The organism is Streptomyces sp. NBC_01689 (genome assembly GCF_036250675.1).
In the GTDB taxonomy this organism is placed as follows: domain Bacteria; phylum Actinomycetota; class Actinomycetes; order Streptomycetales; family Streptomycetaceae; genus Streptomyces.
This window is the reverse complement of the sequence record NZ_CP109592.1, coordinates 8,995,232-9,020,537: the sequence shown is the minus strand read 5'-3', so window position 1 is coordinate 9,020,537 and position 25,306 is coordinate 8,995,232. Positions and strand designations below refer to the sequence as shown.

General features: G+C 72.0%; 21 protein-coding genes. 6 read left to right on the top strand and 15 right to left on the bottom strand.

Features of this window, described 5'->3' with window-relative positions; genetic code table 11:
* Window positions 1–182: 182 nt before the first annotated feature.
* Window positions 183–1,079, top strand: a complete 897-nt coding sequence (locus OG776_RS38655; RefSeq protein WP_261994786.1) for an alpha/beta fold hydrolase — start codon at window positions 183–185, stop codon at window positions 1,077–1,079.
* A gap of 117 nt (window positions 1,080–1,196) precedes the next feature.
* On the opposite strand, the gene OG776_RS38650 is transcribed toward OG776_RS38655, so the two are convergent.
* The 3 genes from OG776_RS38650 to OG776_RS38640 form a co-directional block, all read right to left on the bottom strand.
* Entirely contained in the window at window positions 1,197–2,084 is an 888-nt protein-coding gene (locus OG776_RS38650) for an NAD-dependent protein deacetylase (protein ID WP_148011774.1), read from the bottom strand.
* A gap of 242 nt (window positions 2,085–2,326) precedes the next feature.
* Window positions 2,327–4,417, bottom strand: a complete 2,091-nt coding sequence (locus OG776_RS38645) for a tetratricopeptide repeat protein (RefSeq protein WP_148011775.1) — start codon at window positions 4,415–4,417, stop codon at window positions 2,327–2,329.
* Complete coding sequence (locus OG776_RS38640) at window positions 4,414–5,634, bottom strand: hypothetical protein (protein ID WP_329323409.1); 1,221 nt, start codon at window positions 5,632–5,634, stop codon at window positions 4,414–4,416. Before OG776_RS38640 ends, OG776_RS38645 begins: the two co-directional genes overlap by 4 nt.
* Window positions 5,635–7,335: 1,701 nt before the next feature.
* Between OG776_RS38640 and rph the strand changes: the two genes are divergently transcribed.
* On the top strand, window positions 7,336–9,960 hold the full coding sequence (gene rph, locus OG776_RS38635) for a rifamycin-inactivating phosphotransferase (RefSeq protein ID WP_329323408.1): 2,625 nt from the start codon (window positions 7,336–7,338) through the stop codon (window positions 9,958–9,960).
* A gap of 134 nt (window positions 9,961–10,094) precedes the next feature.
* On the opposite strand, the gene OG776_RS38630 is transcribed toward rph, so the two are convergent.
* On the bottom strand, window positions 10,095–10,634 hold the full coding sequence (locus tag OG776_RS38630) for a GNAT family N-acetyltransferase (RefSeq protein ID WP_261994885.1): 540 nt from the start codon (window positions 10,632–10,634) through the stop codon (window positions 10,095–10,097).
* 358 nt (window positions 10,635–10,992) lie between these two features.
* Here OG776_RS38630 and OG776_RS38625 point away from each other — a divergent pair, with 358 nt between their 5' ends.
* On the top strand, window positions 10,993–11,448 hold the full coding sequence (locus tag OG776_RS38625; protein ID WP_329323407.1) for an ATP-binding protein: 456 nt from the start codon (window positions 10,993–10,995) through the stop codon (window positions 11,446–11,448).
* Between the two features lie 79 nt (window positions 11,449–11,527).
* Here OG776_RS38625 and OG776_RS38620 read toward each other — a convergent pair whose 3' ends face one another.
* Complete coding sequence (locus OG776_RS38620) at window positions 11,528–12,715, bottom strand: MFS transporter (RefSeq protein ID WP_329323406.1); 1,188 nt, start codon at window positions 12,713–12,715, stop codon at window positions 11,528–11,530.
* Window positions 12,716–12,787: 72 nt separating this feature from the next.
* Here OG776_RS38620 and OG776_RS38615 point away from each other — a divergent pair, with 72 nt between their 5' ends.
* Window positions 12,788–13,543: a DeoR/GlpR family DNA-binding transcription regulator gene (locus OG776_RS38615; protein ID WP_148012664.1), complete on the top strand. Its 756-nt coding sequence runs from the start codon at window positions 12,788–12,790 to the stop codon at window positions 13,541–13,543.
* A gap of 103 nt (window positions 13,544–13,646) precedes the next feature.
* On the opposite strand, the gene OG776_RS38610 is transcribed toward OG776_RS38615, so the two are convergent.
* The 5 genes from OG776_RS38610 to OG776_RS38590 all read right to left on the bottom strand — a co-directional run bounded on the left by OG776_RS38610 (window position 13,647) and on the right by OG776_RS38590 (window position 17,905).
* Window positions 13,647–14,861, bottom strand: a complete 1,215-nt coding sequence (locus OG776_RS38610) for a PP2C family protein-serine/threonine phosphatase (protein WP_148012663.1) — start codon at window positions 14,859–14,861, stop codon at window positions 13,647–13,649.
* A gap of 167 nt (window positions 14,862–15,028) precedes the next feature.
* Entirely contained in the window at window positions 15,029–15,568 is a 540-nt protein-coding gene (locus OG776_RS38605; protein ID WP_329323405.1) for a GNAT family N-acetyltransferase, read from the bottom strand.
* A gap of 290 nt (window positions 15,569–15,858) precedes the next feature.
* The gene (locus OG776_RS38600; RefSeq protein ID WP_148012661.1) at window positions 15,859–16,290 is read right to left on the bottom strand and encodes a universal stress protein; all 432 of its coding nucleotides are present in this window, start codon (window positions 16,288–16,290) and stop codon (window positions 15,859–15,861) included.
* 207 nt (window positions 16,291–16,497) lie between these two features.
* Window positions 16,498–17,487 (bottom strand): alpha/beta hydrolase, encoded by a 990-nt coding sequence (locus OG776_RS38595; protein WP_329323404.1) that lies wholly within the window; start codon window positions 17,485–17,487, stop codon window positions 16,498–16,500.
* A 100-nt stretch (window positions 17,488–17,587) separates the two neighbouring features.
* The gene (locus OG776_RS38590; RefSeq protein ID WP_148012659.1) at window positions 17,588–17,905 is read right to left on the bottom strand and encodes a putative quinol monooxygenase; all 318 of its coding nucleotides are present in this window, start codon (window positions 17,903–17,905) and stop codon (window positions 17,588–17,590) included.
* A gap of 191 nt (window positions 17,906–18,096) precedes the next feature.
* Here OG776_RS38590 and OG776_RS38585 point away from each other — a divergent pair, with 191 nt between their 5' ends.
* Window positions 18,097–19,002, top strand: coding sequence for an AraC family transcriptional regulator (locus OG776_RS38585; protein WP_329323401.1), 906 nt, complete (start codon window positions 18,097–18,099; stop codon window positions 19,000–19,002).
* A gap of 155 nt (window positions 19,003–19,157) precedes the next feature.
* On the opposite strand, the gene OG776_RS38580 is transcribed toward OG776_RS38585, so the two are convergent.
* Window positions 19,158–19,757, bottom strand: a complete 600-nt coding sequence (locus OG776_RS38580) for a TetR/AcrR family transcriptional regulator (RefSeq protein WP_329323400.1) — start codon at window positions 19,755–19,757, stop codon at window positions 19,158–19,160.
* 209 nt (window positions 19,758–19,966) lie between these two features.
* Here OG776_RS38580 and OG776_RS38575 point away from each other — a divergent pair, with 209 nt between their 5' ends.
* A complete protein-coding gene (locus OG776_RS38575) occupies window positions 19,967–20,926 on the top strand; it encodes an NAD(P)-dependent oxidoreductase (protein WP_443077320.1) in 960 nt (319 codons plus the stop codon).
* A 123-nt stretch (window positions 20,927–21,049) separates the two neighbouring features.
* On the opposite strand, the gene OG776_RS38570 is transcribed toward OG776_RS38575, so the two are convergent.
* From OG776_RS38570 to OG776_RS38555, 4 genes are all read right to left on the bottom strand, one after another.
* Window positions 21,050–22,294, bottom strand: coding sequence for a cytochrome P450 (locus OG776_RS38570; RefSeq protein WP_329323399.1), 1,245 nt, complete (start codon window positions 22,292–22,294; stop codon window positions 21,050–21,052).
* Window positions 22,295–22,319: 25 nt separating this feature from the next.
* The gene (locus tag OG776_RS38565; RefSeq protein ID WP_329323398.1) at window positions 22,320–22,934 is read right to left on the bottom strand and encodes a carboxymuconolactone decarboxylase family protein; all 615 of its coding nucleotides are present in this window, start codon (window positions 22,932–22,934) and stop codon (window positions 22,320–22,322) included.
* A gap of 139 nt (window positions 22,935–23,073) precedes the next feature.
* Complete coding sequence (locus tag OG776_RS38560; protein ID WP_329323397.1) at window positions 23,074–24,069, bottom strand: 3-oxoacyl-ACP synthase III family protein; 996 nt, start codon at window positions 24,067–24,069, stop codon at window positions 23,074–23,076.
* A 252-nt stretch (window positions 24,070–24,321) separates the two neighbouring features.
* Window positions 24,322–24,570: an acyl carrier protein gene (locus OG776_RS38555; RefSeq protein ID WP_329323396.1), complete on the bottom strand. Its 249-nt coding sequence runs from the start codon at window positions 24,568–24,570 to the stop codon at window positions 24,322–24,324.
* Window positions 24,571–25,306 lie beyond the last annotated feature (736 nt).

Genomic DNA, 25,306 nt, shown 5'->3' with positions numbered 1-25,306 from the left:
TGCACGGCACCCTGCCCTCCCCGCTCCCCGCTCCCCGCTCTCGCCGCGCAGTACCCGCCTCGCCGTTCGTCCCGGGTCCGCGTGTGCCCGTACCGATGTCACAACCGGCCCGGGCCGCGGGTCATACAGGCGTCGGCCGCATCAGCGGGACACACCCCGACGGCATCGGAAGGACGGAAGAAGTGCTCGAACGCAACCTGGACCGTACGGAGCGACTCGCGCCCGGCGTGCACGAGATCGTGATCGACGGCGTCGTCCAGCGCTATCACGTGGCGGGGAACGGCCCGGTCTGCCTGGTGCACTCCGGCGGCCCTGGGGTCCACTGGGAATACCTGCGGATGCCGCTCCTCGAACAGCACATGACGGCGGTCTACGTGGCCCCGGTCGGGGCCGGGGAGTCGGGAGACCTTCCGGACGGCCACTACAGCATGGAACGGTACGCGCGCTTCGTCGACGGAGTCGTGGACCACCTGGACGTGCCGGAGGTCTACCTGATGGGGCACTCCGCCGGCGGTTTCGTGGCCCTGCAGTACGAGTTGGACCACCCTGGCAAGCTGGCGGGGATCATCCTCTACGACAGTGCTCCCCTCCTCGGCCCGGACCTGCACGCGGAGGCGGCGGCGCAGATGACCGCGTTCGCGCGGCGGCACGCCGGACGTCCCGAGGCCGCGGACGTCGTGGCCGCGTACCGGCGGTCACAGACGCCCCCGACCACCGGGGCCGAGGTCACCGCGCACGTACGGCGCCTGATTCCCGCGTACTTCGCCGACTACTGGGGGCTGCCGGACGAGTTGAAGGAGGCGGTGGGGAGCGTGGAGGCGGAGTACGTGCCGTCCGCGGGCATTTGGGACGTGCGGGGCACACTGGGGAAGGTCGGCATCCCCGCACTGATTCTCGTCGGCCGCCACGACTGGATATGCCCCGTCCGATGGGCCGAGGAGATGCACGCGGAGATGGCGGGTTCCCGGCTCACCGTCTTCGAGAGCAGCGGTCACTTCGCGCATCTCGAGGAACCCGGGGCGTTCGTGCGTGCCGTGACCGGTTTCCTCGCCGAGTGTGCCGGGCGGGCGGCGGTCTGAGGGCTCCGGCGGGGATCACCGGAGGCGGCACCCGGGCGTCGCGGCTCCCCGCCCGGCCGGGGGGGGTGGTCGGCGTCCTCGGCGCTGCCGTCCGGCCGCCGCCACCGCGTCTCCGGCTCAGGTCTCCAGGGGGATGTCCAGCCGGCCGGCCACGGTGGCCAGGGCGGCCCCGAGGGGAACCGCGACCCGGGCGAGCGCGTGCTGGTCGCCCCGGGTCGGATCGTGGTTGACGATCAGCACCGGGGTCCCGGCCTCGGCCGCCTGACGGACGAACCGCAGTCCGGACATGACGGTGAGCGACGATCCGAGCACCAGAAGCGCGTCGGCCTCGCGGACCAGGCGGCGGCAGTGGTCGACCCGGGGCGGGGGAACGGTCTCGCCGAAGAACACGACGTCCGGCTTGAGGACGCCGCCGCAGTCCGCGCAGGGCACGACCCGGAAGTCACCGACCTGCGCGTCGGTGAGGTCGGCGTCACCGTCCGGGTTGATCGCGGCGGCCACCGGCTCGAAACCCGGATTGGCTGTCTCCAGCCGCTCGGCGAGGTCCTGGCGCGAGCTCGACGCGCGGCAGGAGAGACAGACCACCCGGTCCAGGCTTCCGTGAAGTTCCAGGACGCCCTCGCTGCCGGCGGACTGGTGCAGCCCGTCCACGTTCTGTGTGATCACGCCCGAGAGCAGACCGTGCCGGCCGAACGCGGCGACCGCCCGGTGTCCGTCGTTCGGACGGGCCCGGCCGAAGGTCCGCCAGCCGAGGTGGCTGCGCGCCCAGTACCGTCGTCGGGCCTGGTCGCCGCCGGTGAAGTCCTGGTAGGTCATCGGGGTGTGCCGGCTCAGGCTGCCGCCCGCACCCCGGTAGTCGGGTATGCCTGACTCGGTGGAGATGCCGGCTCCGCTGAGCACCAGCACACCACCGGCGCCCAGCATGTCCGTGATCGGCTCCAGGTCCGTGGTGCCGGGCGGCAGGTCCTCGGTGGGGGTCCAGCTCAGGGTGGGACGCATGCGCATGCTGCCAGGGTACGGGCGCGGTCCGCGAACCGGCCCGGAGACCTCTGCCGGCCGGCGAGCTCCGTGCGGGTGCCCGCCCGTCCCCGGGTGCCACGGGCTCCCGCGCCCGGGCCCCCGGCGCCGGGCCCCGCTTCACGGGCCGGGCCGGGCCGGATCGGGAGCGTTCCGGTGTCACGATGCCGAGGAGGCGCGGGAGCCGTTCTCGTGACGACGGGAGCGACGGCGCGGCGCGGGTGGCGGTCTCAGCGGACGCTTGAGGCGGTGCAGAGCCGCCGTTGCTCCTGGAGCTCGACGGTGTCGGCGTCCGGCAGGGTGAGTGCCTGGTCGAAGTCGTCGAGGGCCAGGTCGGGGTGGCCGGCGGCCAGGTGGGCGATGCCCCGGTTGAGCAGGACGTCGGGGTCGTCGCCGACCGCCTCGAGTGCGGCGGTCAGGTCCGTGACGGCCAGATCCGGGTGCGACCGGCGGAAGTGGACGACGGCACGGTTGATCAGTGCGGCCGGATAGCGCGGGTCCTTTTCGAGCGCGCCGTCGAAGGCTTCGAGCGCGCGGCGGAGTTGATCGCGTTGCAGGAGGATCGTGCCCTTCAGGCAGAGCAGTTGGAGTTCACCGGGGTGAAGGCTCAGTCCGGCGTCCGTGTCCGCCTCGGCCGCGTCGAGGTCGCCGGTCTCCAGCAGCAGTTCGGCGCGTGCGATGCGGGTGTCGAGGTCGCCCGGTTCCATGTCGAGCACCAGGGTGAAGTCCGCGAGCGCCCCCGGACGGTCGCCGACCTGCGCGCGGGCGGTGCCGCGGTTGTAGTGCAGTTCGGGGAACGGAGGCGCGAGACGCACCGCACGGTCGTAGTCGGCCAGGGCCGCGTCGAAGTCGCCGCGGTCCCGCGAGATCCTGGCCCGTTCCGAGAGGTAGTCGGTGTAGTACGGGTCCATGTCGACGAGCCGGGTGTAGTCGGCGTGGGCCTCGTCCGGCCGCCCGAGGGCCACCAGCAGTCGGGCGCGGTTGTAGAGCAGTTGGGAGCGGTGCAGGGCCCACTGGTCGTCGTCGAGCCGCTCGTCGAGCCGGGTGATGCACGATTCCACGAGCGCCAGGGCGCGGTGCAGGTTGCCGCGGTGCATCTCGACGAGGGCCAGGCCGTTGTCGTGGAAGACGCTGTACGTGAGCCGTTCGGCCGGATCCGGGAGGATTCCCGCGATGGCGACCGCGTTGTGCTGCCACTGCACGGCCAGCTCGTGGTCGCGGGGCTTCAGGAACCGGGTGTGCAGCATGGCGACTGCATAGCTGGTCATCATGTGGATCTTGGGGTCGGTGAACCGGCGCAGCAGGCCCTGGTACAGCTCCATGGACTGTTCCAGGCGTCCGACCGGGATGCAGGCCGCGGCCGCCTCGCGGGTGAACTCCCAGTAGTCGTGTTCGTGCGCGCGGGGGTCGGTCAGACCGCGGCCGCGCAGCCCGAGGTCGACCACCGCGGCGGAGAAGCCGGTGGCGACGGCATGGCGCTGGGCCGCGAGCAGGGCGGTCCGGCCGGCGCCGGAGGGGTCGCTGCCGTGTTCGCGGTGGTGGGCGATCGCGCCCATGCGGATGCCCCAAGTGGCCGTCGGCTCGAGGGAGTCGGCGCGCCGGTCGTGGAGGAGGGCGCGGGTCCGCGGGTCGGTGCGCTGATATCCGCCGTGCGCGCGCGGGTCGTCGTCGGTGCAGTCGCCGTCCACGTAGACGGCGGCCCATTCGGAGGGGGTCCGGTCGTCGGCCGGGGGCTCGGCGGTGTGTGCGGGCCCGGTGGGGCGCGGGGCTGGCAGCACGGGCACGCCGGCCAGGGCGTCCTGGAGCTCACCGGAGAGTGTGCCCCCGGTCGCCGAGACCACGACGCGCAGTCGGCTCGGGTCCGCCCGGCGCAGCAGCAGGGCGATCAGTTCCTGTGTGGTGGGTTCGGCGGCGTGCGCTTCCTCGAAGGCGATCTCCAGGGCGGCGCCGTCGTGGATGCGCCGGGCGTACTCCAGCAGGAAGCCGACGATGCCCTGGCTCATGCAGCGGACCCAGCCGGCGCCGAAGAAGCGGGTGCGTTCCTCGTAGGGGGCTTCGTCCGCGAGGGTGCGCGGCGGCGGTCCGATGAGGCGGGAGAGTTCGGGCATGCCGTACAGGAGGGCCACGCGATGGTCCTCGACGAGGTCGGGCCAGCGCCGGTGGGCTTCGGGCAGGACTGCCCGGAGCACGGTGTCCACTCCGGTGCAGGGACCGCGCAGCCGCTGGTGGCAGCGGACCACGAGGGCCTTGTCGGTGTGGGCAGCGATGGCGCGCAGGCGGTCGTCACGCCTGTCTCCGACGATCCGCAGATGGCCCGTCATGCGAGTTCAACCTCCGGTGAAGAGGACGTGAGGGAGTGGGCGGACTTGTTGTTCCGGCGTTTCCTCCGGGACAGCACGACGAGTGCGACGATCTGGGCCACGTTCATGCACAGGGACAGCACGGCGTCCCAGAACGACGCGTCCACCGCGCCGGAGCGGAGGGCACGTCCGGCGATGCTGACGTAGTCGACCGTCACGGGGACGCTGACGAAGACGGTGATTCCGATGAACGCGGCATATCCCAGGACGATGAACGGCCCGTAGAAAGTACCGACGCGGCGGTCACGGAGTGTCCAGTTCTCCTCGTCCACGATTCGGTCGGGCCGGTTCACCAGACGCCACAGGCGATTCTTCAGCAGAGTCATTCCGGCGTCGTGCAGGTCGTAGCAGTTCCACGCGGTGGCCGCCACATAATAGAGGTCGGTGCGGAGATAGAGCTGAAACTGCCACAGCATACGCACCGCGACCGTGAAGGCCAGACCGAGACAGAGGCGGCCGGTGAACGAGAACGTTCCGCCGGGATTCCGGGTCAGATCGGCGACCAGTCCGAGCATCGCGAAGACGACGCCGTCGCACACCATTCCGGCGAAGAACGGAAGATAGCGTTTCACCCTCGGAACGCTGAGCAGTCCGTTGATCTGGGTTTCGGCCACGATGTACGTGAGGCGGTTGCTCACGCTCAGACGCGTGGGCAGGCCGAGGCGCCGGCCGGCCAGGATGTGGAAGCCCTCGTGCAGCAGGAGCAGCGGCACCTGGCCAAGGGTGATGACCAGTTGGACCGCGAGCAGCGAGTGCGTGAAGAAGATCTGCCCGGGGCGGGGGGCCAGGTCGGGGCGGGCGATCGCGGCCCATGTCCAGCCGCCGATCAAGGTGCCGTAGAGGATCCAGGCCGGCACGGAGAAGGCCGCGCGGCCCCAGGCGCGCAGCCGGACCGGCGACGCGGGAGCGGCCGGCTCCGTCGGGTCGCCCTCGCTGACGAACCCGAGTTCGCGCAGGGTGTCGAGGAAATCCTGGAGATCGGCCCCCTCCCCGAACGTGGCCTCGTACCAGTCCGCGGCGGCCGCGGGCGTCATTCCCCCCATGAGCCGCTGCAGCAATTGCGCGCCGTCGACGGGGAACACCGCGTAGGAGCCGGTGTCCAGCCGGCCGACCACCACCTCGTCGTCGCCCTCGGGAACGAAGCTCAGTTCGTGGAATACGAGGCCGTCACCGGCCACAGGCCCTCCTCCAGGGAAATGCGGAGCACAAGGGAACGCGGAACGGGAAACCCGGGTGCGCCGGCAGGCGGCGCACCCGAGCGTGGAACAGCGAGGCGATCAGGCCTGGACGGAGTACGGGCACTGACACGCGGCCGACGTCAGGCGCACGTCGCCGGTTCGGCGCACCGCAATCTTCTTGGAGCCGGCCTTCTTACGCATGGCGACAGTCGACTTCATGACAGTCCTTTCTCGAAGGAACGCACCGACCGGCGGTCGGCGGCAATCAAAGATCTTCCAGCCGGATCGCCGGAACAAGGTTCGATCGCGCCAATCGGTTCATCCGGCCCTTCCGGATAAGTGCCGGACGGTTGCCAGAAAGCGTTTTCGCACTGCCCCGTGACGCGGAATCCGACATTCACCACTGAATCCGCAGCGAAGGCCGCACCGACATCGTTGCCAGGTGACACCAAGGTGCCGTTTCCGCACCTGGGGCGCCCGGAGGGCCCTGTACGAAATCAGCGGCCCGTCGGCCACGCCACACAAAGCGGAGCGCGCTCCGCCGTATTCCGTTTGTCCGCGCCGCCTTTTCCTTCGCCTGAGGAAATGCCATCAACGCGTCAAGGAATCGACCGCACACCGTCCGTGCACCGTCGCCGCACCCTCCGTACCCGAAGAAGGACAAGGTTCTCCGGATATCGGACACGCGAACACGGCGAAAGGGTCCGCCGAGGGTCCTCACCCCCCTCTCCTCCGCTTCGGCCGCGGAGGTACGCGCCGACCCCGCCGCGCGGCCCGGATCCCACCGGAGTCGCGGCACCTTTGGGCATGTCCCCGTCAGTCGACCGTTTCCGGTTCTTTCCGTCGGGGGTGCGCGGATACGGGGTCCGGCGTGCGGCGGCCCCCACGGCTCGTTTCCGTCCGCGAGGGGAGGGCGCCGACGCACCGGTCGGGGCGAAGACCCCGCACCGCCCAGCTCATCTGCGCGCGAAGGCGTGGACGCGGCCGGCCGTCACGCTCGTCCTCGGGTGGTCCCGGCGCCCGCGGAGCGGAACGGCCCGGCGGGATTCCCGGCCCGGCCCTCGTGGCCGATACCGGTCGCCGACGACGGGCCTTCCTTGATGTCTCCCGGATGTCTCCCGCCGCGAGGACGCGTTCCGGGAGCGTGCGGGCACCCCGGGCCGTGTGCCGGTCGGCGGGGCGTCGGCCGGGCTAGCCACCGGGCCCGAGACACGTGTCCGTGTGCCGCGCACCCTCGCTCCGCCGGGAGCCTGCGGGTCCCGGCCGACGGTGGACGCCGGGAAGAAGACGGCGCCGGGAGCGCCGGAGAAACGACGAAGGCAAGGAGATTCCTCTCCCTGCCTCTCTCAACTTATAGCGCACCGGGGGGCTTGCGGCAAGGCCCCGGTGGTGCCGCAAAATCATCGGCCGAGGCCACAACCTGCGGGAATGGGAGCACGACGTGCGTGAGTCGGGGACGTATGGGGGACGCCGGGACGCCGGAACGGCGGCGAGGGAGCCGGCCCTCCGGCCGCGAGTGCGCGGAGCCGCGCCGCGCGGGTGCGCGTCGTCCGGCCGGGCGACGCGGTCGCCCTCTCCGTCGGCGGAACGGCGGTCGGTGAACACGCCGTGCCGGGCCGGGCGTTCGGCGGAACCGACGACGTCGGTGCGCCGACCGACGGGTGCGGTGCCTCAAGGCACGACGGTCCCGGGGGTGTCGCGATGACCGAGCGGTACGTATGCGACCTTTCCGAGGCCGACGGGACACAGGTCGCGGTCGTGGGCGGCAAGGGCGCGCAGCTGGGCGTGCTGTCGCGGATGGACGGCGTCCGGGTCCCGGACGGCTTCTGTGTGACGACGGACGCCTTCCGGCGGATCATGGCGGAGGCGCCCGCCGTCGAAGAACAGCTCGACCGGCTGTCACGCGTGGACCCGGACGACCGGGAGGGGGTCCGGACGGCCGCCGAGCGGATCCGGCGCACCATCGAGGGGATCACGGTCCCGGGCGACCTCGCGGCGGAGATCACTCGCGCGCTCGCGCGCCTGGGCGACCGGGCCGCCTTCGCCGTCCGGTCCAGTGCGACGGCGGAGGACCTGCCGACGGCCTCCTTCGCCGGCCAGCAGGACACGTACCTGAACGTCGTGGGTACCGCGGCGGTCCTCCGGCACGTCAGCCGGTGCTGGGCCTCGCTGTTCACCGAGCGGGCCGTGACCTACCGACGCCGCCAGGGCATCGATCACCGTACGGTCCGCATGGCGGTGGTCGTGCAGCGGATGGTCCTCCCGCGGGCGTCCGGCGTGCTGTTCACGGCCGACCCCGTCACGGGCGACCGGACGGTCGCCACGGTGGACGCCGGCTTCGGCCTCGGCGAGGCCCTGGTCTCCGGCCTGGTGAACCCGGACGTCCTCGAGGTCCGGCACGGCGAAGTCGTCGCCCGGACCGTCGCCGCCAAGAAGCGTGCCGTTCACGCCCTGCCGGACGGCGGTACGCGGGAAGTGGCGATCGACGCGCGGCAGCAGGAACAGCCGGCGCTGACGGACGAGCAGGCCGTACGGCTGGTACGGCTCGGCCGGCGCATCGAAGCGCACTTCGGCCGCCCGCAGGACATCGAGTGGTGCCTGGCCGACGACGACTTCCAGATCGTCCAGAGCCGTCCGATCACCACCCTGTTCCCCGTCCCCGAGGCGGCCGACGAGGAGAACCACGTCTATGTCTCGGTCGGTCATCAGCAGATGATGACCGACCCCATGAAGCCCCTGGGGCTCTCCATGTGGCGGCTGACGGCCATGGTGCCGATGCACGAGGCCGGCGGGAGGCTGTTCGTCGACGTCACCCGGCGTCTGGCCGCGCCCGCGAGCCGCACCGCCCTGCTGGACGTCATGGGCAAGGGCGATCCTCTGGTCAGGGACGCCCTGGAGACCGTCCTCGAACGCGAGGACTTCGTCCCGCCGCCGGACACGGGTCCCGGCGGGCCGCCCGCAGCCGGAGCGTCCGCCCGGGACACCTCCGCGCGCGGTGCGTCGGTCCCCGTCGAGACCGATCCGGCGATCGTCTCCGAGCTGATCGAGCGCAGCCGGACGTCCGTCGCCGCCCTGGCACGCGACATCCGGACGAAGAGCGGACCGGCGCTGTTCGACTTCCTGCGGGAGGCGTTCGAGGAGCACAAGCGGGTCCTCGGCGACCCCCTGAGCATCCAGGCGATCATGGCGGGGATGGAGGCCACCTGGTGGCTCAACGACAGACTGATGGAGTGGCTGGGCGAGAAGAACGCGGCTGACACGCTGACCCTCTCCGCTCCCGACAACGTCACCTCGGAGATGGGCCTGGCGCTCCTCGACGTCGCGGACGTGATCCGCCCGAAGGCGGAGGTCGTCGCGTTCCTGCGGGACGTCGGGGACGAGGACTTCCTGGACGGGCTGGTGAAGCTCCCGGGCGGGGCCGAAGCACGCGACGCCATCGAGGCGTACCTCGACCGGTACGGCATGCGCTGCGCCGGTGAGATCGACATCACCAGGCCACGCTGGCGCGAGCGCCCCGGCACGATCGTGCCCGCGCTCCTCGACAACGTCAGGAACTTCGCGCCGGGCGCGGCCGGGCGCCGCTTCGAGGAAGGGCTGCGCAAGGCGCGCCGGAAGGAACAGGACGTCCTGTCCCGTCTGCGGGCGCTCCCGGACGGGGACCGGAAGGCCGACGAGACCCGCCGGATGATCGCCCGGGTCCGTGCCTTCATCGGCTACCGCGAGTACCCGAAGTACGGCATCGTCTGCCGCTACTTCATCTACAAGCAGGCCCTGTTGAGGGAGGCCGAACAGCTCGTGCGGGCCGGTGTGATCCCCGAGACGGAGGACGTCTTCCACCTCACGTTCCAGGAGTTCCACGACGTCGTGCGCTCCCGGCAGGTGGACACGCGGCTCATCCAGGAGCGCAAGGACGCGTTCCGGTCGTACGCGGCGCTCACCCCGCCCCGGGTCCTCACCTCGGACGGCGTGGCGCTCTCGGGTTCGTACCGGCGCGACGACGTCCCGGCCGGTGCCCTGACCGGCCTCCCGGTCTCCGCGGGGACCGTCGAGGGCAGGGCCCGCGTCGTCCTCGACATGGCGGAGGCGGACCTCGCGGCGGGCGACATCCTGGTCACGACCTTCACGGACCCCAGCTGGTCACCGCTCTTCGTCGGCATCGCGGGGCTGGTGACCGAGGTGGGCGGCCTGATGACCCACGGCGCGGTGATCGCCCGGGAGTACGGCCTGCCCGCGGTCGTCGGCGTGGACCGGGCCACCCGGCTGATCCGGGACGGGCAGCGGATCCGGATCCACGGAACCGACGGGTACGTCGAGATCCTCCCCTGACCGACCCGGCGGGGTAAGGCCGTCGGCGGCGCCCGCCCGGAACCGGGGCCGGGCGCCCGAGGACCGCGTCGCGACCGTCCGCCGGAGACGGAAGGGCGTCCGCCGCGGTGGACGCCCTTCCGTCTCCGGACCCGTCAGGCGGGGACCTCGAAGACCGTTTCGAGACCGTCCTCTTCGTCCCACTGTTCTCCGGTCTTCACGAAACCGAATCCGGCGATGGTGGCGAGGGACGCGACGTTGTCCGGGCTGATCGACACCCGCGCCGTCCTGACGGCGGGTTCGGCGGCGGCACGGCGCAACAGCCCCGACAGGATGGCCCGGGCGAAGCCCTGGCGCCGGTACTCGGGATCCACGGAGTACCCGATCTCCACCATGCCCGCGTCGTCCGGCGGCCCGTGGTAGCCCGCGTACCCGATCACCTTTCCTTCCGGTTCGGCGACCACGGCCCGCGTGATCCACTCCGCGCTGCCCGGGTCCGCGGTCACCTGCTCGGTCCGCAGCCTCCAGAGCCCGCGCGCCTCTTCCGTCACGAAATACGGGGTGAGGGCGATCCCCGCTTCCGCGCCGGCCCGCGAGAGATCACCGTCCGACAGCGCGGTCATGGCCGCGCGCGTCAACTTCACGAAGCGCGGGTTCCTCGCGGGGGGCGTCTCACGGTCCACTTGAAAGGTCATGGGACCGATGGTCACCGCGACCCCTCCTGGTCTGTCCACTCATTTTCGTTCCGCCGCGGCGGTACAACAGCGGTGCACCGGCCGGTTCGCACCGGGCGACGCGTGGTGGCGGTGACGGCCGGCGGGTCGAGCGAAGTGCCGTTCCGGCGTCGATCCGCATGCCGGGGAGGCGAGCGGCGTGGGCCGGCGGTGAGCGGCGGCAGCGAGCGGTGCGCGGCGGCGGTGCCGACGCACGGGAATCACGGGGCGCGTCGCCCGGAGGCCTTCCTCGTTCGCCGGGACGCGCCACAGGTAACGTGCGCGCCTGGGATACCCGGGGCCTTGAGGGGTATGCGGCGGGAGACGGAAGCGGGCACACATGGACGAATCATCCGGGGGCTCCGGCGAGGGACGGCCCTGCGCCGCCCCGGAGTTGGAGACCTCCCTCGCGTTGGACGGCGACGGCTCCCGGATCGCCGAGGCCCGGCATGTCGCGGCCGCGTTCCTCGCGAAGGCGGGGGACGAGTGCGGGATACCGGTGGCGGCGGACACGGTGCAGATCGTGCAGCTCATCGTCAGCGAACTCGTCACCAACGCACGCAAGTACGCTCCCGGACCGGCTCTGCTGCACCTGCGCATCGCCGGTCCCTTCCTGCGGGTGGAGCTCTGGGACAGCGATCCCGTCCTGCCCGCCGCGAAGGCTCCGGACGCGTCCCGGGTCGGTCAGCACGGCCTGGAGATCGTCGCGGCCCTCGCCCACACCGTCACCATGGAACAGACGCCCGTCGGCAAGCGCATCACCGCCGAGGTCCCGCTCGGCCCGCAGCGCCCGTGACCGGCCGTCGGACGGCGCCGCGCCCGACCGCGTCGCCGGCCCGGGAGGCCGACGCGCAGCGCCCGGTGGTCCGGTCACCTCACATCGCGTCGGCTTCGACGAGCGCGGACGCTCCGGGGCGCGGACGCAGGATGCCCGCCGTGCAGGCCGCGACCGCGCAGAAGGCCACCGGGAGGAAGAAGGTGACGTTCAGCGGGACGAGCCCGGCCAGCGGTCCGATGACGGCGGGACCGGCGAGCATGCCGAGGTAACCGAGGCCCGCGACCCGCGACACGTTCGCTCCGGCGGCGTCCCGGTCCGCGTGGCCCGCCGCGCTGAAGAGCTGGGGCACGCAGCCCGACAGCCCGACCCCGAACACGGCCCAGCCGACGAGTGCCACCGGGACCCGGTCGGAGAGCGCGGCCGCGGTGAGCCCGACGGCCGCGGCGGACGCTCCGTACCGCAGGACGGCGACGGGGCCGAAGCGCCCGGCGACCCGGTCGGCGAGCAGACGTCCGACCGTCATCGCGGTGGCGAAGGCGCCGTACGCGAGGGCGGCGGTGGCCGGGGGCGCGTCGAGGACCCGGCGGAGGTGGAGCGTGCTCCAGTCGTTCGCCACGCCTTCGCACAGCATGATCATCAGTGCCAGCGCCGCCAGCATCCAGATGTGCCGGGGAGTCCGGCGCCCCGGGCTCGGGGCGGCCTGCGCGGACCCCGCGGCCGGCTCGCGGCCGGACGGGAGCAGTGCCGGGGCGGCGAGCGCGGAGACCACCAGGCCCAGGGCCGCGACCGTGAGGAGCGTGGCGGCGGGGCTCCAGCCCCAGCTGAGCGTGCGGGCGCCGAGCAGCGCCGCGAGGACCCCGCCGACGGAGAAGGTGGCGTGGAAGGCGGACATGACCGGGCGTCCGTACGCATGCTCCACCTGGACGGCGTGGGCGTTCATGCTCACGTCGAGACAGCCGTTGCCGACGCCGAGCGCCAGCAGCGCGGCGCCGAGGGACCAGACGTTCCCCGCGAGGCCCGGCAGGGCGACCATGGCGCTGCACAGGGCCGCGCTGAGCGGCACGACCTTACGGGCCCCGAACCGGTCGGCCAGTGGTCCGACGGCCTGCATGCCCGCGAAGGCTCCCGCGCCGAGCAGCAGCAGGAGCCACCCCAGGGTGGCGTGGCCGATGCCGACACGCTGTTCGACGCTGGGGATGTGCACGATCCACATGCCCAGGAGGAAGCCGTTGAGGACGAAGTAGGCGACGGTGGCCAGCCGGGCGGCCCGCAGTTGTCTTTCCATGATTCAAACATAACGAACAGTTCTAACTTTCGAAAGCTTGCTTTTCGAACATTCAAAATGTTCAATGTCACCATGGCTACTGACCGACTGAGGCAGATCACCGAGGCCGTGCGTGAGGCGGGTCGAGCGGGCGTCGCGGAACTGGCCGAGCTGACCGGCGCATCGGAGATGACGATCCGTCGCGACCTGGAGGTCCTGGCAGCACAGGGCGTGCTGGAGCGCTACCGCGGCGGTGCGCGCAGTCTGCTGCTGCGCGGCGACGAACCGCCGTTCGCGCTCCGCTCCCAGGACGGACTGGAGGCCAAGCGGCGGATCGCCACCGAGGCCGCCCGGCTGATCGCGGACGGCGAGTCCGTGGTGGTCGACAGCGGTACGACCTGCCTGGAGGTGGCCCGCGCCCTCAAGGACCGGCGGCTCACGGTGATGCCCCTGTCGTTGCACGCGGTCAACGCGCTGACGGACGGCCCCCAGTTGACCCTGCTCGTGCCGGGCGGCAGGCCGCGGCAGGGAGAGCTGGCGCTCACCGGCCCGCTGACGGAGGCGTCACTGTCGGCCCTCCGCTTCGACACCGCCGTCATCGGATGCTGCGGGCTGACCGCCGAGGACGGCCTGACCGCCTACGACCTGGACGACGCCGCCGTCAAGCGTGCCGCGATGGCCTCCGCACGGCGTGTCATCGCCGTGACCGAGGGATCGAAACTGTCCCGCACCGCCCTGGCCCACGTCGCGCCGGCCTCGACCCTGCACGCGGTCGTCACCGACCAGGACGCCCCCGAGGACCAGATCGACGCCCTGACCGCACAAGGCGTGACGGTACGTCAGGTGTGAGCGGGGACAGGGGACTTCGGGACCAGCGGGTCGTCCGCGTCACGGGGTGCCCGTACCGCACACCGTCCGCGCCACCGACGCGAGGGGAAGTGCGCCGCGTCGGTCACCGGGGACGGGCCGCGCCTCCTGGCAGCAGCTCGGACCCGAGACCGTCCGCCTCGGTGCGACGGCCGAACCAGTCCAGTATCAGGACCGTCGCGTCGTCCTTGAGACTGTCCTGACAGGCTTCCAGCACCGCCCCGGTGAGGCTCCGGACGGCTTCCCGCGGGTGCAGCGCGCGCGTGTCCCGGACGACCGAAGCCAGGTCGACAGCCGAGGCACCCCGCTCCTGCATCCCGTCGGTGACCAGCACCAGACGGTCCCCGGGGAGCAACTGCATCTCCTGCACACGGTAGTCGGTGGGCGCGGCGACGCCGAAGGGCAGATTGACGAGGAGTTTGACCTCTTCGACGACGCCGTCGCGCAGCCGCAGCGGCCGGGGGTGGCCCGCGTTGACCAGTTCGGCCAGCCCGGTTTCGAGGTCGACGCAGAGCAGTTGTCCGGTGGCCAGGCCACGACTGTGGCTCAACAGGGCCTCGTGGGCATGTCTGGCCTGCTCCAGGGCGTCGCAGCCGCTGCGCCGGGCCCGCCGCAACGCGCCGACCAGCAAGGTGGCCAGCAGGGCGGAGTCCGTGTCGTGGCCCATGGCGTCGGTGATCGACAGGTGCAAGGTGTCGCGGTCGAGCGTGTAGTCGTAGGTGTCGCCACCGATGTCGTCGGCCGGGACCAGCCCGGCGGCCAGGGTGAACTGGGCCGCCTCGCAGCAGGGGGCCGAAGGCAGCAGCTGATGCTGGATCTCCGCCGCCAGGCTGGTCTCGGTGGTGCGGCGGCCCAGGTGGTAGAGGTCGGTGAAGCGGCCGTCCGTGACGATGATGTACGCGAGCGCGTGTGCCGCGTCGCGGACCTGTCGCAGCACGGTCTCGTCGGCGCCCGGCAGGGTCACCTCCAGCACACCGATGCGGTCACCTCGGTTGCTCACCGGAGTGATCACGCGCTGCGCGCCCCGGCCGTCCGGCTCCACGTGCTGACGCTGGCTCCGCAGGACCCCGTCGTAGACGCTGCCCCGCAGGTCGATCGGGCCGCCGTCGTCGGCGGCTTCACCGCCGGTCGCGACGAGACGTACCAGCCGTCGGCCGATGAGGTCCACGAACAGAAAGGACACCCGTTCGGCGCCGAGCCGCTTCCGCAGGTCGTGCGCCACCACGTCGACGGACTCGCCGGGCGGGGCCGCTTCCGCCGCGGCGAGCAGCTCGCCAAGTTCCAGATCTCCATCCTTCACGACAACCTCCCGTCGGTTGCCGCATCTTGTGCCCCGAGTCGGCGCGACCTCACCTGATCGCGCCGTTCTTCCTGTTCAGGGCGGTGCGGACGCGACGTGCGGAGATCCGGGCAGCCCGTTTGCCGAACGAGCGCTCCCCGCCGGTCCGCCGCCGGTTCCGTCGCGGCTCAGCCGGACGGCGCGACCGGGGACCGCATGCCGAGCCACTGCTCGGCGCCCCAGGCCTCGAACCGTTCCACCTCGGTGAACCCAAGCCTCGCGGCCAGCCGCATCGAGCCGATGTTGGCGGTCTGGGTGGTGAGCACCACCGGCTGGGCGGGAAGCGCACGGGCGAACCAGTCCAGTGCCGCCCTGCACGCCTCGGCCGCGTACCCGCGTCCCCACGCCTTCGGCAGGAACAGATAACCGAGGTCGGCCCTGCCCGCGGCAGCCGGGCGCCGGTGCCCCGTCGCCCTCCTGAGCAGGATCTGGCCGATCATCGCACCGTCGAGTTCGACGACGAAGCTCCCGGGCCACCGCTCGGGCACCTCGGCCGTCCGCCGCTCGACCTCGGCCCGCGGTGGAGGGCCGCCGAGGAAGGTGTGCACCTCCGGCGAGGCGAGGAGTTCGACGAACGGCGGGCGGTCCCGGGGCTCGGACCCTCGCAGCACGAGCCTCTCGGTCCTGATCGGTTCGGGCGGCCACGTCACGGGTCCCAGATCATCCATCCGCGCACGCTAACAGGCGGCTGGGCCGCCCGCGGCCCGGGTGCCTGAGGCGGTCGGGAGCTTCCCAGATCCGGGCCCGTGCACGGAGCCGGACGCCCGCCGGACGGACCGGGCCGGCGACCGGCCGGTACCTGAGCGACGCCTCGTCCGCTCGCCTCGCACGCTCGCCACCCGCGCACCCCGCCGGTGCACCACGTCGGGCCGTCCCGGAGATCGCTCCGGGACGGCCCGTTGTCCCGTGACCGGCGTCCGCCGCCCGCGTCGGCGGCGCGGCATGACCCGCGGGGGGATCAGGCCTCGGTGCCGTCCTCCGGGGCGAGCAGCACGGCGGTCCGGCTCGCGTGCGCGACGGCGTCGCTGACGCGGGGGTTGAAGAGGGCTTCGACGGATCCGCGGTGATGGGGGTTCAGCACGATGAGGTCGGCGGCGAACTCCTCCGCCGCCTCGGAGATGGCGGTGGCGATCTGGGTGGTCAGTGCGTGGACGAGAGCGGCGTCCGCCTTGACCCCCTTGTCGCGCAGGGCGGCCAGGGACTCGTCGACGATCGCCTTCGCCTGGGCGTCGTCCTCGAGCGGGACGACGGCCGCGAGGGTCGCCGCGGAGGCCGCGACGTGCACGACCCGGACCTGGGCGTCCGTCAGCCGGGCCAGGTCACCGGCCAGGCGTACGGCGGAGAGCCGGGTGGGGCTGGGATCGACGGCGACCAGGATGCGCTGGAACATGGGATCTTCTTTCCCGTTCTGGAAGATACGGACGATCTTCGCTGTGATCTGTGACGCCGGAGCACCGGTGTCACAGAGATCAACGTCCGGCACGCCGCGAGCCTTCCCGATTCACCCGAGAGGTGTTCCGTCGCCCGTGGTGGTCCGCTGCCGGTCCCCCGGTGCCGGGCGGCACCCCGACACCGTCCTGGCCGCCGTCGGTGCGCTTCACTCGACCGGCGACAGGACCCGGGCCAGCCAGCCGTCGCGTGTCCGGCGCGCTTCGGCCGAGACGTGCGCCCGCGGAGACAGCGCGTCGAACCCGTGGCAGCCGCCCGCCCAGACGTGCAGCTCCGCCTGGCCGCCGGACTCCCAGATCCGGGTCGCGTAGGTGACGACCTCGTCGCGGAACACCTCGGCCGAACCGGCGTCGACGTAGGTGGTCGGGAGCCCGGACAGGTCCTCGGCCACCGCGGGTGAGACATGGCCCGGGACCTCCGCGCCGGGGAGTCCGCCGAGGAGCGAGCGCCAGCCGAACTCGTTCATCTCACGCGTCCAGACACCGGGGCCACCAGAGTACTGGTGACTCGACGCGGTGTCGTTGCGATGGTCGAGCATGGGACAGACGAGCATCTGGGCGGCGACCGCCGGGACGCCCCGGTCGCGTGCCATCAGTGTGACGCCCGCCGCGAGTCCGCCTCCGGCACTGACGCCCGCCACCACGATGCGGGAGCGGTCGACGCCCAGTTCCTCGGCGTGCTCCTCGACCCACAGGAGGCTCCGGTAGCAGTCGCCGACCGGCGTCGTGCCGCCGGCTTCGGGTGCCAGCCGGTACTCCACGGAGACGACGACGGCGCCGAACCGGTCGAGCCACTCCAGCGGTATGTCGATCTGTGAGAAGCGGTCTCCCATGACCATCCCGCCGCCGTGCATCCACAGGACACAGGGCGCCCCCGCGGCCGGCCGGTCACGGGCCGCACCGGCGGCAGCGTCGGCACCGGACGGGCTGAAGACCGACAGGGTGATCCGTGCACCGCCCTCTCCGTCCACGGTGATCTCGCGATGGTCGATCCGGCGTCCTTCGAGGAGGGCTTCGACCGGCGCCGACGGCAACTGCCGTAGCTGGGCGAGCAGTTCGTCGTCGAGGTGGGTCATGAGCGGCATGTCGGCGAGCAGTGCCCGCAGTTCGGGGTCCAGAGCCGGTCGTACGGAGGTCACAGGAGGGCCTTTCGTCAGGGTGTACCGGAGGTTCGTGAAAGGGGGCCGGGCGCCGGGCCGGTGCCCGCGGGGGCCGGGCCCGGTACCGCGCGGTGGGATCTCAGAAGGCGGCCTTGCCACGGACCGGTACGTGGTCGGTGTACTCGGGCTCCTGGGCCAGCATCCCCTCGATCCGGCGCACGATGGCCTGCGCCGCCTCGCCCGCGAAGATCCGGTGGTGGTCCTCCTCGCTGGTCCAGCCCTCCGTGACATGGACGACATCGGGGTCGGACGCGGAACGACAGACGAGGTAGACGACGCAGTACTCGCTCGCGCCGGGGTTGCCGTCACTCAGGCCGGTCAGCAGGAGGTCGGTCAGCTCCCCACCCGTTCCCGGCTTCGCGGTCAGGGTGGCGCTGAATCCGTAGGGGGCGTTCATGACTGCCTTCTCTCATGGACGATGGATGACGGGCTGTTGTCCTCAGGTGGAGGTCGTGCCCTCCCCTCGGGATTCCAGTGGTTCCATTGAATCGCCCTGAGCTGCCGAAATGGTAGAACGATCGCTTCTCCTACTTGCACGATCCTCTCGCACACGGGAAGGCCGAGCCTCGTGTGTGCTGCAATGAGGGCATGTACCTCGACGAGCTCCGAACCCTGCTGGACCGGCATGTGCGGCCCGACTGGACCACGGCCATCGACGGTGTCCTCATCTCGAAGGTCGAGCGGTCCGACCCGCCGGCACCCTCGATGTCCGGCACGGTGCTGGCGGTCATCGCCCAGGGCGCCAAGCGCCTCGCGCTGGGGGACCGGATGTTCGAGTACCGGGCCGGGCAGTACCTCGTCGCGTCGGTGGACCTGCCGGTCACCGGTCAGTTCGTCGGGGCCTCCCCGGAACGTCCGGCACTGGGGTTCGGCCTGACGCTGGATCCGTCCGCCGTCGCCGAACTGCTGCTGCAGGCAGGGTCGGCGGACGCGCCCCGCTCCGGCGGGGGCGCCCTGCCGGGCATCGCCGTCAGCGACGCCCCGGACCCGCTGCTCGACGCGGTGGTCCGGCTGCTGCGCCTGCTCGACGAGCCGCGTGACCGTACGGTGCTCGCCCCGATGGTCAAGCGCGAGATCCTGTGGCGCCTCATCACCGGCGAGCAGGGCGGCATCGTGCGCCAACTCGGGCTCGCCGACAGCAGTCTCAGCCACGTCGCGCGGGCCGTACGCTGGATCCGCGAACACTACGCGCAGCCGTTCCGGGTCGAGGACGTGGCCCAGCTGTCGGGGATGAGCGTCTCCGCGTTCTACCGCAACTTCCAGGCGGTGACCGCGATGAGCCCCATCCGGTTCCAGAAGCAGATCAGGCTGCAGGAGGCCCGGCTGCTGCTGGCCGTCCATCCCCACGACATCACCGGGGTCGGCCATCGCGTCGGGTACGACAGCCCGTCACAGTTCAGCCGGGAATACCGCCGCCAGTTCGGTGCTCCCCCGAGCCAGGACGCCGCCCGTCTGCATCACAGCGCGGGCACCACCGCGGGTGTCCTCCCCTGACCGCCCTCGCGACGGCGCTCACCGCCGGCCGCCGTCCCCGGTCCCGTTCACGCACGGGCAATGGGGCCGGGCGGTCAGGTCCGGTCAACTCCCCCTTGGCCACTCCCCCTTGGTCACTCCCACTCGGTCACTCCCACTCGGTCACTCCCTCTCGGTCACTCCCCCTTGCTCACCGCCGCGTCGAGCAGCGGACCGAGCTCCTCGGACACCACGGTCAGCGCGCGTACGTCCCGTTCGGCGCGGGCCACGAGAATCGCCCCCTCCAAGGCGCTGATCATGAGGGTGGCGAGGGCGCCGGCCCGCCCCACGGGCACGCCCATGTCCACCAGGGCGCGTGACACCGCGCCGGCCCAGGCCGAGAACGCGTCGGCCGCGGCCTCCCGGGTGGAGACGGCGGACTCCGCGCGGTCCACCGTGGCCGCGGCCACCGGGCAGCCGCCCGCGAAGCCGGCGGTCCGGTACTCCTCGGTCCACTGGCCGACCATCCCGGCGAACAGACCGCTGGGCGTCGGGTCGGGCAGCGCTGCGAGGAAGCGCGCGACACGGTTGCCGGCGTACCGGCCCGCCCAGCCCACGGCCTCGTTGACGAGCTGCTCCTTGCCCCCCGGGAAGTAGTGCTGGAGCGACCCCCGCGGCGCCCGGGCTCGCGCGGCGACCTCCCGCATCCCCGCGGCGGCGACGCCTTCGCGCCGGATGAGCTGGGCCGCGCTGAAGACCATCCGCTCCCGCGGCCCCCGTTCGGGCACCGTTGCCATCCCCGACCTCCGCCACCGTTCCGTGAACCGACCGGAGACCACACTATGACCGCCGTCATAGAACCGGCTACTATGACCGCCGTCATAGTCCTTGACGCCGACGGTGCGCCGAGGTGTCGGCCGGCTCGGCGCCCGCGGCGGCCCGACGACGCCCACGGCGGCTCGGCGCCCGCGGCGGCCCCTGCGCGGTGGAACGGAAGCGGTGACGCATGGTGTACACGGGATTCGTCGGCCTCGGGGTCATGGGACAGCCGATGGCGCTCAACCTCGCCCGCGCGGGGACCCCTCTCGTCGTCTGGAACCGCACCGCGGCCGCCTGCGATCCCCTGCGCTCGGCCGGCGCCGAGGTCGCGGCAGGTCCCGGTGAGGTGTTCGACCGGGCCGACACCGTCATCCTCATGCTGGCCGACGAGACCGCCGTCGACGCGGTACTGGCGCGCGGGACGGCCGACTTCGCCGCGCGCGTCGCCGGGCACACCGTCGTGCACATGGGCACGGTGTCACCGCAGTACTCGGCGGGCCTGCGGGACGACATCAGGTCCGCGGGCGGACGGTACGTCGAGGCCCCGGTGTCCGGCTCCCGGGTCCCCGCGGAGCAGGGGCAGTTGGTGGTCATGCTGGCCGGTGACGACGAGGACGTGACGGCCGTGCGCCCACTGCTCGCGCCCCTGTGCCGCGAGCAGTTCGACTGCGGCTCCGTCCCCGACGCGCTGCTGATGAAGTTCTCGGTGAACCTGTTCCTGATCACCCTGGTCACCGGTCTGACCGAGGCCTTCCACTTCGCCGACCGGCACGGGCTCGACCAACGCCTGCTCCGGAACGTCCTGGACGCGGGCCCGATGGCCAGCGCCGTGTCGCGCGTCAAGGCACCGAAGCTGCTCGCCCGGGACTTCGCCGTCCAGGCCGCGGCCACGGACGTCCTCAAGAACAACCGGCTGATCGCCGAGGCCGCCCGGCAGGCCGGTCTGGCCTCCCCGCTCCTCGACATCTGCCACACGCTCTTCGGCGAGACGGTCGCCCAAGGCCACGGCGGCGAGGACATGGTGGCGGTCCTGCACGCGCTGGAGAGCCGGACCGACGGCGCGCCCGGGCACGGTTCAGCGGGCGGCCGGCTCGGAGACCGGCCGCGCCCCGAGCCCAAGGGAGCGGTCTCCTCACACCCACGCTGACGCGCGGCCCCTGGCCACCACCGGAGGGGAGTCGACGGGCTCACCAAGACACCGAGGGCACCAAGACACCGAGGGCACCGAGGGCACCGAGCGGGGTCTCTCCCCCGGTACGCGCCCCGACCGTTACCAGGTCACCGGCAACGAGCGCGGTCCGTAGACAATCGCGTCCCGGTGGTAGAGGAGTTCCTCCGCCGGTGCGGCCTGCCGCAGTCCGGGCAGGCGCCGGAGCAGCGTGGCGAGGATGATCTGGAGCTCGACCCTCGCCAGCGTCTGGCCCAGGCACTGGTGGACTCCGTGCCCGAAGGCCAGGTGCCGCCGCGCGTCCCGGGTCACGTCGAACTCCGAGGGGCAGGTGCCGCCCTCGGTCGCGAACACCGCCGGGTCACGGTTGGCGGTGGACAGCATGCAGATCACGCCGTCACCCGCCTCGATCGTGACCCCGCCCACCTCGACGGAGCGCGTCGCCGCACGGCCCAGGCCGAGATGAATGATGGTGAGGTGGCGCAGGAGCTCCTCGACGGCCCCGCGGACGCGCTCCGGATTCTCGCGCAGGAGCGCGGCCTGCCCCGGGTCGCGCAGCAGCGCGAGCACACTGATGGCCGCCATGTTCGCGGTGCTCTCGTGACCGGTGACGAGCAGCAGGAATCCGAGGGACGCCGTCTCCTGGGGCGTGAGGTCGTCACGTACCACCAGGCGGCTGAGGATGTCGTCCGCCGGACGGAGACGTTTCCTGTGGGCCAACTCGACCAGGTACTTATTGAGTTGGGCGTGCGCCTGCTCGGCGCGCCGGCGGCTCGTCCGGGTGTCGAGCAGGGTGCGGCTGAGGGACTGGAACAGTTCGTGATCCTCGTAGGGCACTCCCAGCATCAGACAGATGACCGACGAGGGGACGGGCAGGGCGAAGTCGGCGACGAGGTCGGCCGAGGCGCGTCCGGCGGTCATGCGGTCCACGGCCCCGTCGACGATGCGCTGGATCGCGGGACGCAGTTCCTCGATGCGCTTGACCAGGAAGTCCTTGGTCACCATGCGGCGCAGACGGGCGTGTTCGGGGTCGTCCATGCGGATGAAGCTGGGCTTCGCGGTCGCCAGTTCTCGCTGCCCGGCGGAGAGGAACGGGAAGCCGGGGGCGCGCGCGTCGGCGCTGAAGCGGGGGTCGGAGAGAACGGCGCGCACCTCCTCGTGGCCGGTGACCAGCCAGCACCTGGCGCCGTTCGGCAGAAGGGCACGGGTGACGGCGGCGTCCCGGGCGGCGGCCGTGTAGGCCGGGGGCGGGTCGAACGGACACCTTCCGTACGGGGCGGGGAGGTCGAGAGCGGATGCGGGTGCGGGTACGGGTACGGGTACGGGTGCGGGTGCGGTGGTGGTCATGGTCGGGTCCGGCTCCTGGTCGGGGTCATGGGGTGTCCCTGAGGGTGAGGGCACCGCCGCGGCACGGGCGTCCGGTACCGGTGTCGTCGGCGGGGGTGCCAAGGACGCCGAGGGTGGTGCACATGGCGGCGGTCTGTCCGGCGAGGATCAGCAGCTCGACCAGTTGCTCCGGACCCAGGAAGCGCGTGAGCCGCTGCCAAAGAGCTTCTGGTACTGCGGTGTTGGCGGCGAGCAGGTCGCAGGTCTCCAGCAGGGCGAGCTCCTCCTCCGGCCAGGGATGGGTGTCCTGGTCCGCCGCGACGGCCCTGATCTCCCCCGTCGTCAGTCCGGCCCGTGCCGCCTGCGTGCGGTGACGCTCGTGGACGAAGGTCCCGCCGAGCCGGTGGGCGGTGCGCAGGACGACCAGCTCGCGTCGGCGGTCGCCCAGCGTGCCCTCGTGGGTGAGCACCCGGGCGAGGGAGAGCCACGCGTGGGCCAGGGCGGGGTGATGGGCGAGGGTGCCGAAGAGGTTGACCCGGCCGGCACCGTCCTTCTGGGAGTCCGCCAGGAGGGCGCGGAGCGGAGCGGGCCACTCGGACGGCGGGAGGGGCGGGACGCGGGGCGCACCGGGCGCCCGGCCGTCCAGGGGTGACCGCTTCATGAGCATGCCCTTCCCATGGTTCGTACGGAGTCGGAGGACGTGGGGATTCCGGCGGCGGCCGGAGTACGCCGGTGGTCACGGCGCGCACCGGTGGACGCGGTGCGCCCGGACGCGTGCGGTGTGTCGCGGTGCCGTCGTCTCACCATCGGCAGAGGACCACTCCCGCGCTGGCCCCGCTCGCGAAGCCGAACATGCCCACCAGATCGCCGCGTCGCAGGCGGCCGCTCTCCAGTGCGGTGGCCAGCTGGAGCGGGATGGTGTTGGTCGCCACGTTGCCGTGGGCGGGGAAGGTGGCGAGGATCCGGCCGGGGTCCACTCCCACCCATGCGCAGACGACCCGGGTGAACGGCACCGAGGGCTGGTGCACGCAGACGAGGTCGAGATCGGCGCTCTCGACCCCGAACTCCTCCAGCGCCCCGCGCACCTTGGCGGGCAGTCCCTCGAACGAGTCGACCAACTGGGCGGAGTCGATGCGGAGTCGGCCGAGAGTGCGGTGCTGCGCGTAAGGGTTGGGCAGCGTCGCGGCCCGCCAGCCCCAGGAGTTGGCGAAGAAGCGCGTGCCGAGGATGCCGGGCCGGTCGCTCGCCGCCACCAGCAGGGCGGAGCCCATGTCGCCGGTGCTGAGGCTCGGCAGCGCGGTCAGGACCTCCGCCGGGTCGTCGACCTCCCAGCGACTCTCGCGAGTGCTGACCTCGGCGGTGGTCACCAGCACCCTGCGGTACCGGCCGCCCCGGATGAACGCGTCGGCGACCTCCAGGGCGTTGAGGACGCCGTTGCAGGCGTTCTTCAGGTCGAGCACGGGACACCCGAGACCCAGTTTGTCGGCGACGACATGGGCGGTGGCGGGCTCCTCCATGTCGGCGAGGATGCCCGCGTAGAGGAGCAGGTCGAAGTCGGCCGGATCGGTGTCCGTGTCCGCGAGCAGCCGCTGCGCCGCGCGGACTGCCAGGTCGGAGGGCTGTTCGTGGTCCGGGGCCACGGTGCGCTCGGCCAGCCCGTACATGCGCTGGAGCACTCCCCGGGACAACGGGATCGTGGGGCTGGCCGCCCGGAACCGGTCCTCCACGGCGGCCACGCTCTGCCGTCCCTCCGGGATGTGGACGGTCACGTGGACGATGCTGCTGTGCACGGTCATCGAATACGGTCCTCCGATCGGGCCTCGGTGAAAAGCGGCAGTCGGCCCTCGGTGCGGGCCGGTACGACGTCATGCCCGTCGATCCCGGAGGACCGGCTCAGCGCGACGTGGACGCGCCGGGGTCCTTGAGTTCGGGGCCGGTCGGCGCGGTGGAGCGACCTCGCGGGATCCCCTTCCGGGTCGCCTCCCGGCCGACACCGGCCGGGGTGATCAGCCCCCGGCCGGTGATCGGAACCTCTCTCTGACGGGACGTCATGCGTGGCCCTCACGGGCTCGCTTGGCGTTCAGTGCGGCGACGAGCCCGCCCACGGTGCTGTGCGCGGCCGCCTCGTCCTCCTCCACCCGGATGCCCAGCCGCTGCTGGAGGACGAGGGCGAATTCGGCGAGCGCCAGGGAGTCGAGGTCGAAGCTCTCCAGGGTGGCGTCCGGATGGATGCTCTCAGGGCGGACCTCGAACTTCTGGGTCAGGACGGCGGTGACGGCGGCCTGGACAGGGGACATGGAGATTCCTTTCGACACCACCGGCGGCGGTGGCGGAGACGAGGACAACGAGAGCTGCGGGAAGGGGACTTCGAGGGAAGAGGGGGCAGGAGGTCGAGGCGGCGACGGCCGTCACCGGCGGAGCGACGCCGTCACGGCGCGGCGCCGCACGGCAGGGAGCTCCGGCCGCACCGGCGCGGCCGACCCTCAGGCCGGTCCGGCACCGGACGCGGTCAGCGGTACGCGCCCTCAGCCGTCGACCGGGTGACCAGGACGCGCCGAGCCGCCGACGGGATCGCCGAGGGAGCTTCGGTGCGAGGGAATTCGTGGGTCACACACGCCTCGAAGGGGAGTGATCTTGAGCGAGCGGCACGACTGTAGATCGGATCAAGATCACCTCGCCACGCGACGCGATTCGAACGAAAGAGCCATTCGGATCGAGTGACGGAAAAAGGCCAGCTCAGGGGCAGGAGCGCAGAATCGTTACGGCCATTGGGCCGGTCGTGCGCCACCCGAAAGACGGCAAAAGAGAGCGACTGTTCGAAACGTGCCGCACGCATGAACAGCGTGTACACGTGCCCACCGCACCCTTCCGAACCCGTTCGAACGCACCCCGCCCTCCACCACGGGTCTCCGGCCCGCCCGACCACCGGTGAACGCGGCCACCCCCGTCGTCCGTGGCCGCGTCCGCGACCACCACCACGTCCCTCGAACGGGAGGCCAGAAGGCGCGGGTCACCACATGGGTCCTTGTGGTC

Bases quoted from the DNA above. Each gene is read 5' to 3' on its own strand.
- OG776_RS38650 (WP_148011774.1), bottom strand. From the start codon at position 2,084: ATGCGCATGCGTCCCACCCTGAGCTGGACCCCCACCGAGGACCTGCCG.
- OG776_RS38645 (WP_148011775.1), bottom strand. From the start codon at position 4,417: ATGACGGGCCATCTGCGGATCGTCGGAGACAGGCGTGACGACCGCCTG.
- rph (WP_329323408.1), top strand. From the start codon at position 7,336: ATGACCGAGCGGTACGTATGCGACCTTTCCGAGGCCGACGGGACACAG.
- OG776_RS38630 (WP_261994885.1), bottom strand. From the start codon at position 10,634: ATGACCTTTCAAGTGGACCGTGAGACGCCCCCCGCGAGGAACCCGCGC.
- OG776_RS38625 (WP_329323407.1), top strand. From the start codon at position 10,993: ATGGACGAATCATCCGGGGGCTCCGGCGAGGGACGGCCCTGCGCCGCC.
- OG776_RS38620 (WP_329323406.1), bottom strand. From the start codon at position 12,715: ATGGAAAGACAACTGCGGGCCGCCCGGCTGGCCACCGTCGCCTACTTC.
- OG776_RS38615 (WP_148012664.1), top strand. From the start codon at position 12,788: ATGGCTACTGACCGACTGAGGCAGATCACCGAGGCCGTGCGTGAGGCG.
- OG776_RS38605 (WP_329323405.1), bottom strand. From the start codon at position 15,568: ATGGATGATCTGGGACCCGTGACGTGGCCGCCCGAACCGATCAGGACC.
- OG776_RS38600 (WP_148012661.1), bottom strand. From the start codon at position 16,290: ATGTTCCAGCGCATCCTGGTCGCCGTCGATCCCAGCCCCACCCGGCTC.
- OG776_RS38590 (WP_148012659.1), bottom strand. From the start codon at position 17,905: ATGAACGCCCCCTACGGATTCAGCGCCACCCTGACCGCGAAGCCGGGA.
- OG776_RS38585 (WP_329323401.1), top strand. From the start codon at position 18,097: ATGTACCTCGACGAGCTCCGAACCCTGCTGGACCGGCATGTGCGGCCC.
- OG776_RS38580 (WP_329323400.1), bottom strand. From the start codon at position 19,757: ATGGCAACGGTGCCCGAACGGGGGCCGCGGGAGCGGATGGTCTTCAGC.
- OG776_RS38575 (WP_443077320.1), top strand. From the start codon at position 19,967: ATGGTGTACACGGGATTCGTCGGCCTCGGGGTCATGGGACAGCCGATG.
- OG776_RS38570 (WP_329323399.1), bottom strand. From the start codon at position 22,294: ATGACCACCACCGCACCCGCACCCGTACCCGTACCCGTACCCGCACCC.
- OG776_RS38565 (WP_329323398.1), bottom strand. From the start codon at position 22,934: ATGAAGCGGTCACCCCTGGACGGCCGGGCGCCCGGTGCGCCCCGCGTC.
- OG776_RS38560 (WP_329323397.1), bottom strand. From the start codon at position 24,069: ATGACCGTGCACAGCAGCATCGTCCACGTGACCGTCCACATCCCGGAG.
- OG776_RS38555 (WP_329323396.1), bottom strand. From the start codon at position 24,570: ATGTCCCCTGTCCAGGCCGCCGTCACCGCCGTCCTGACCCAGAAGTTC.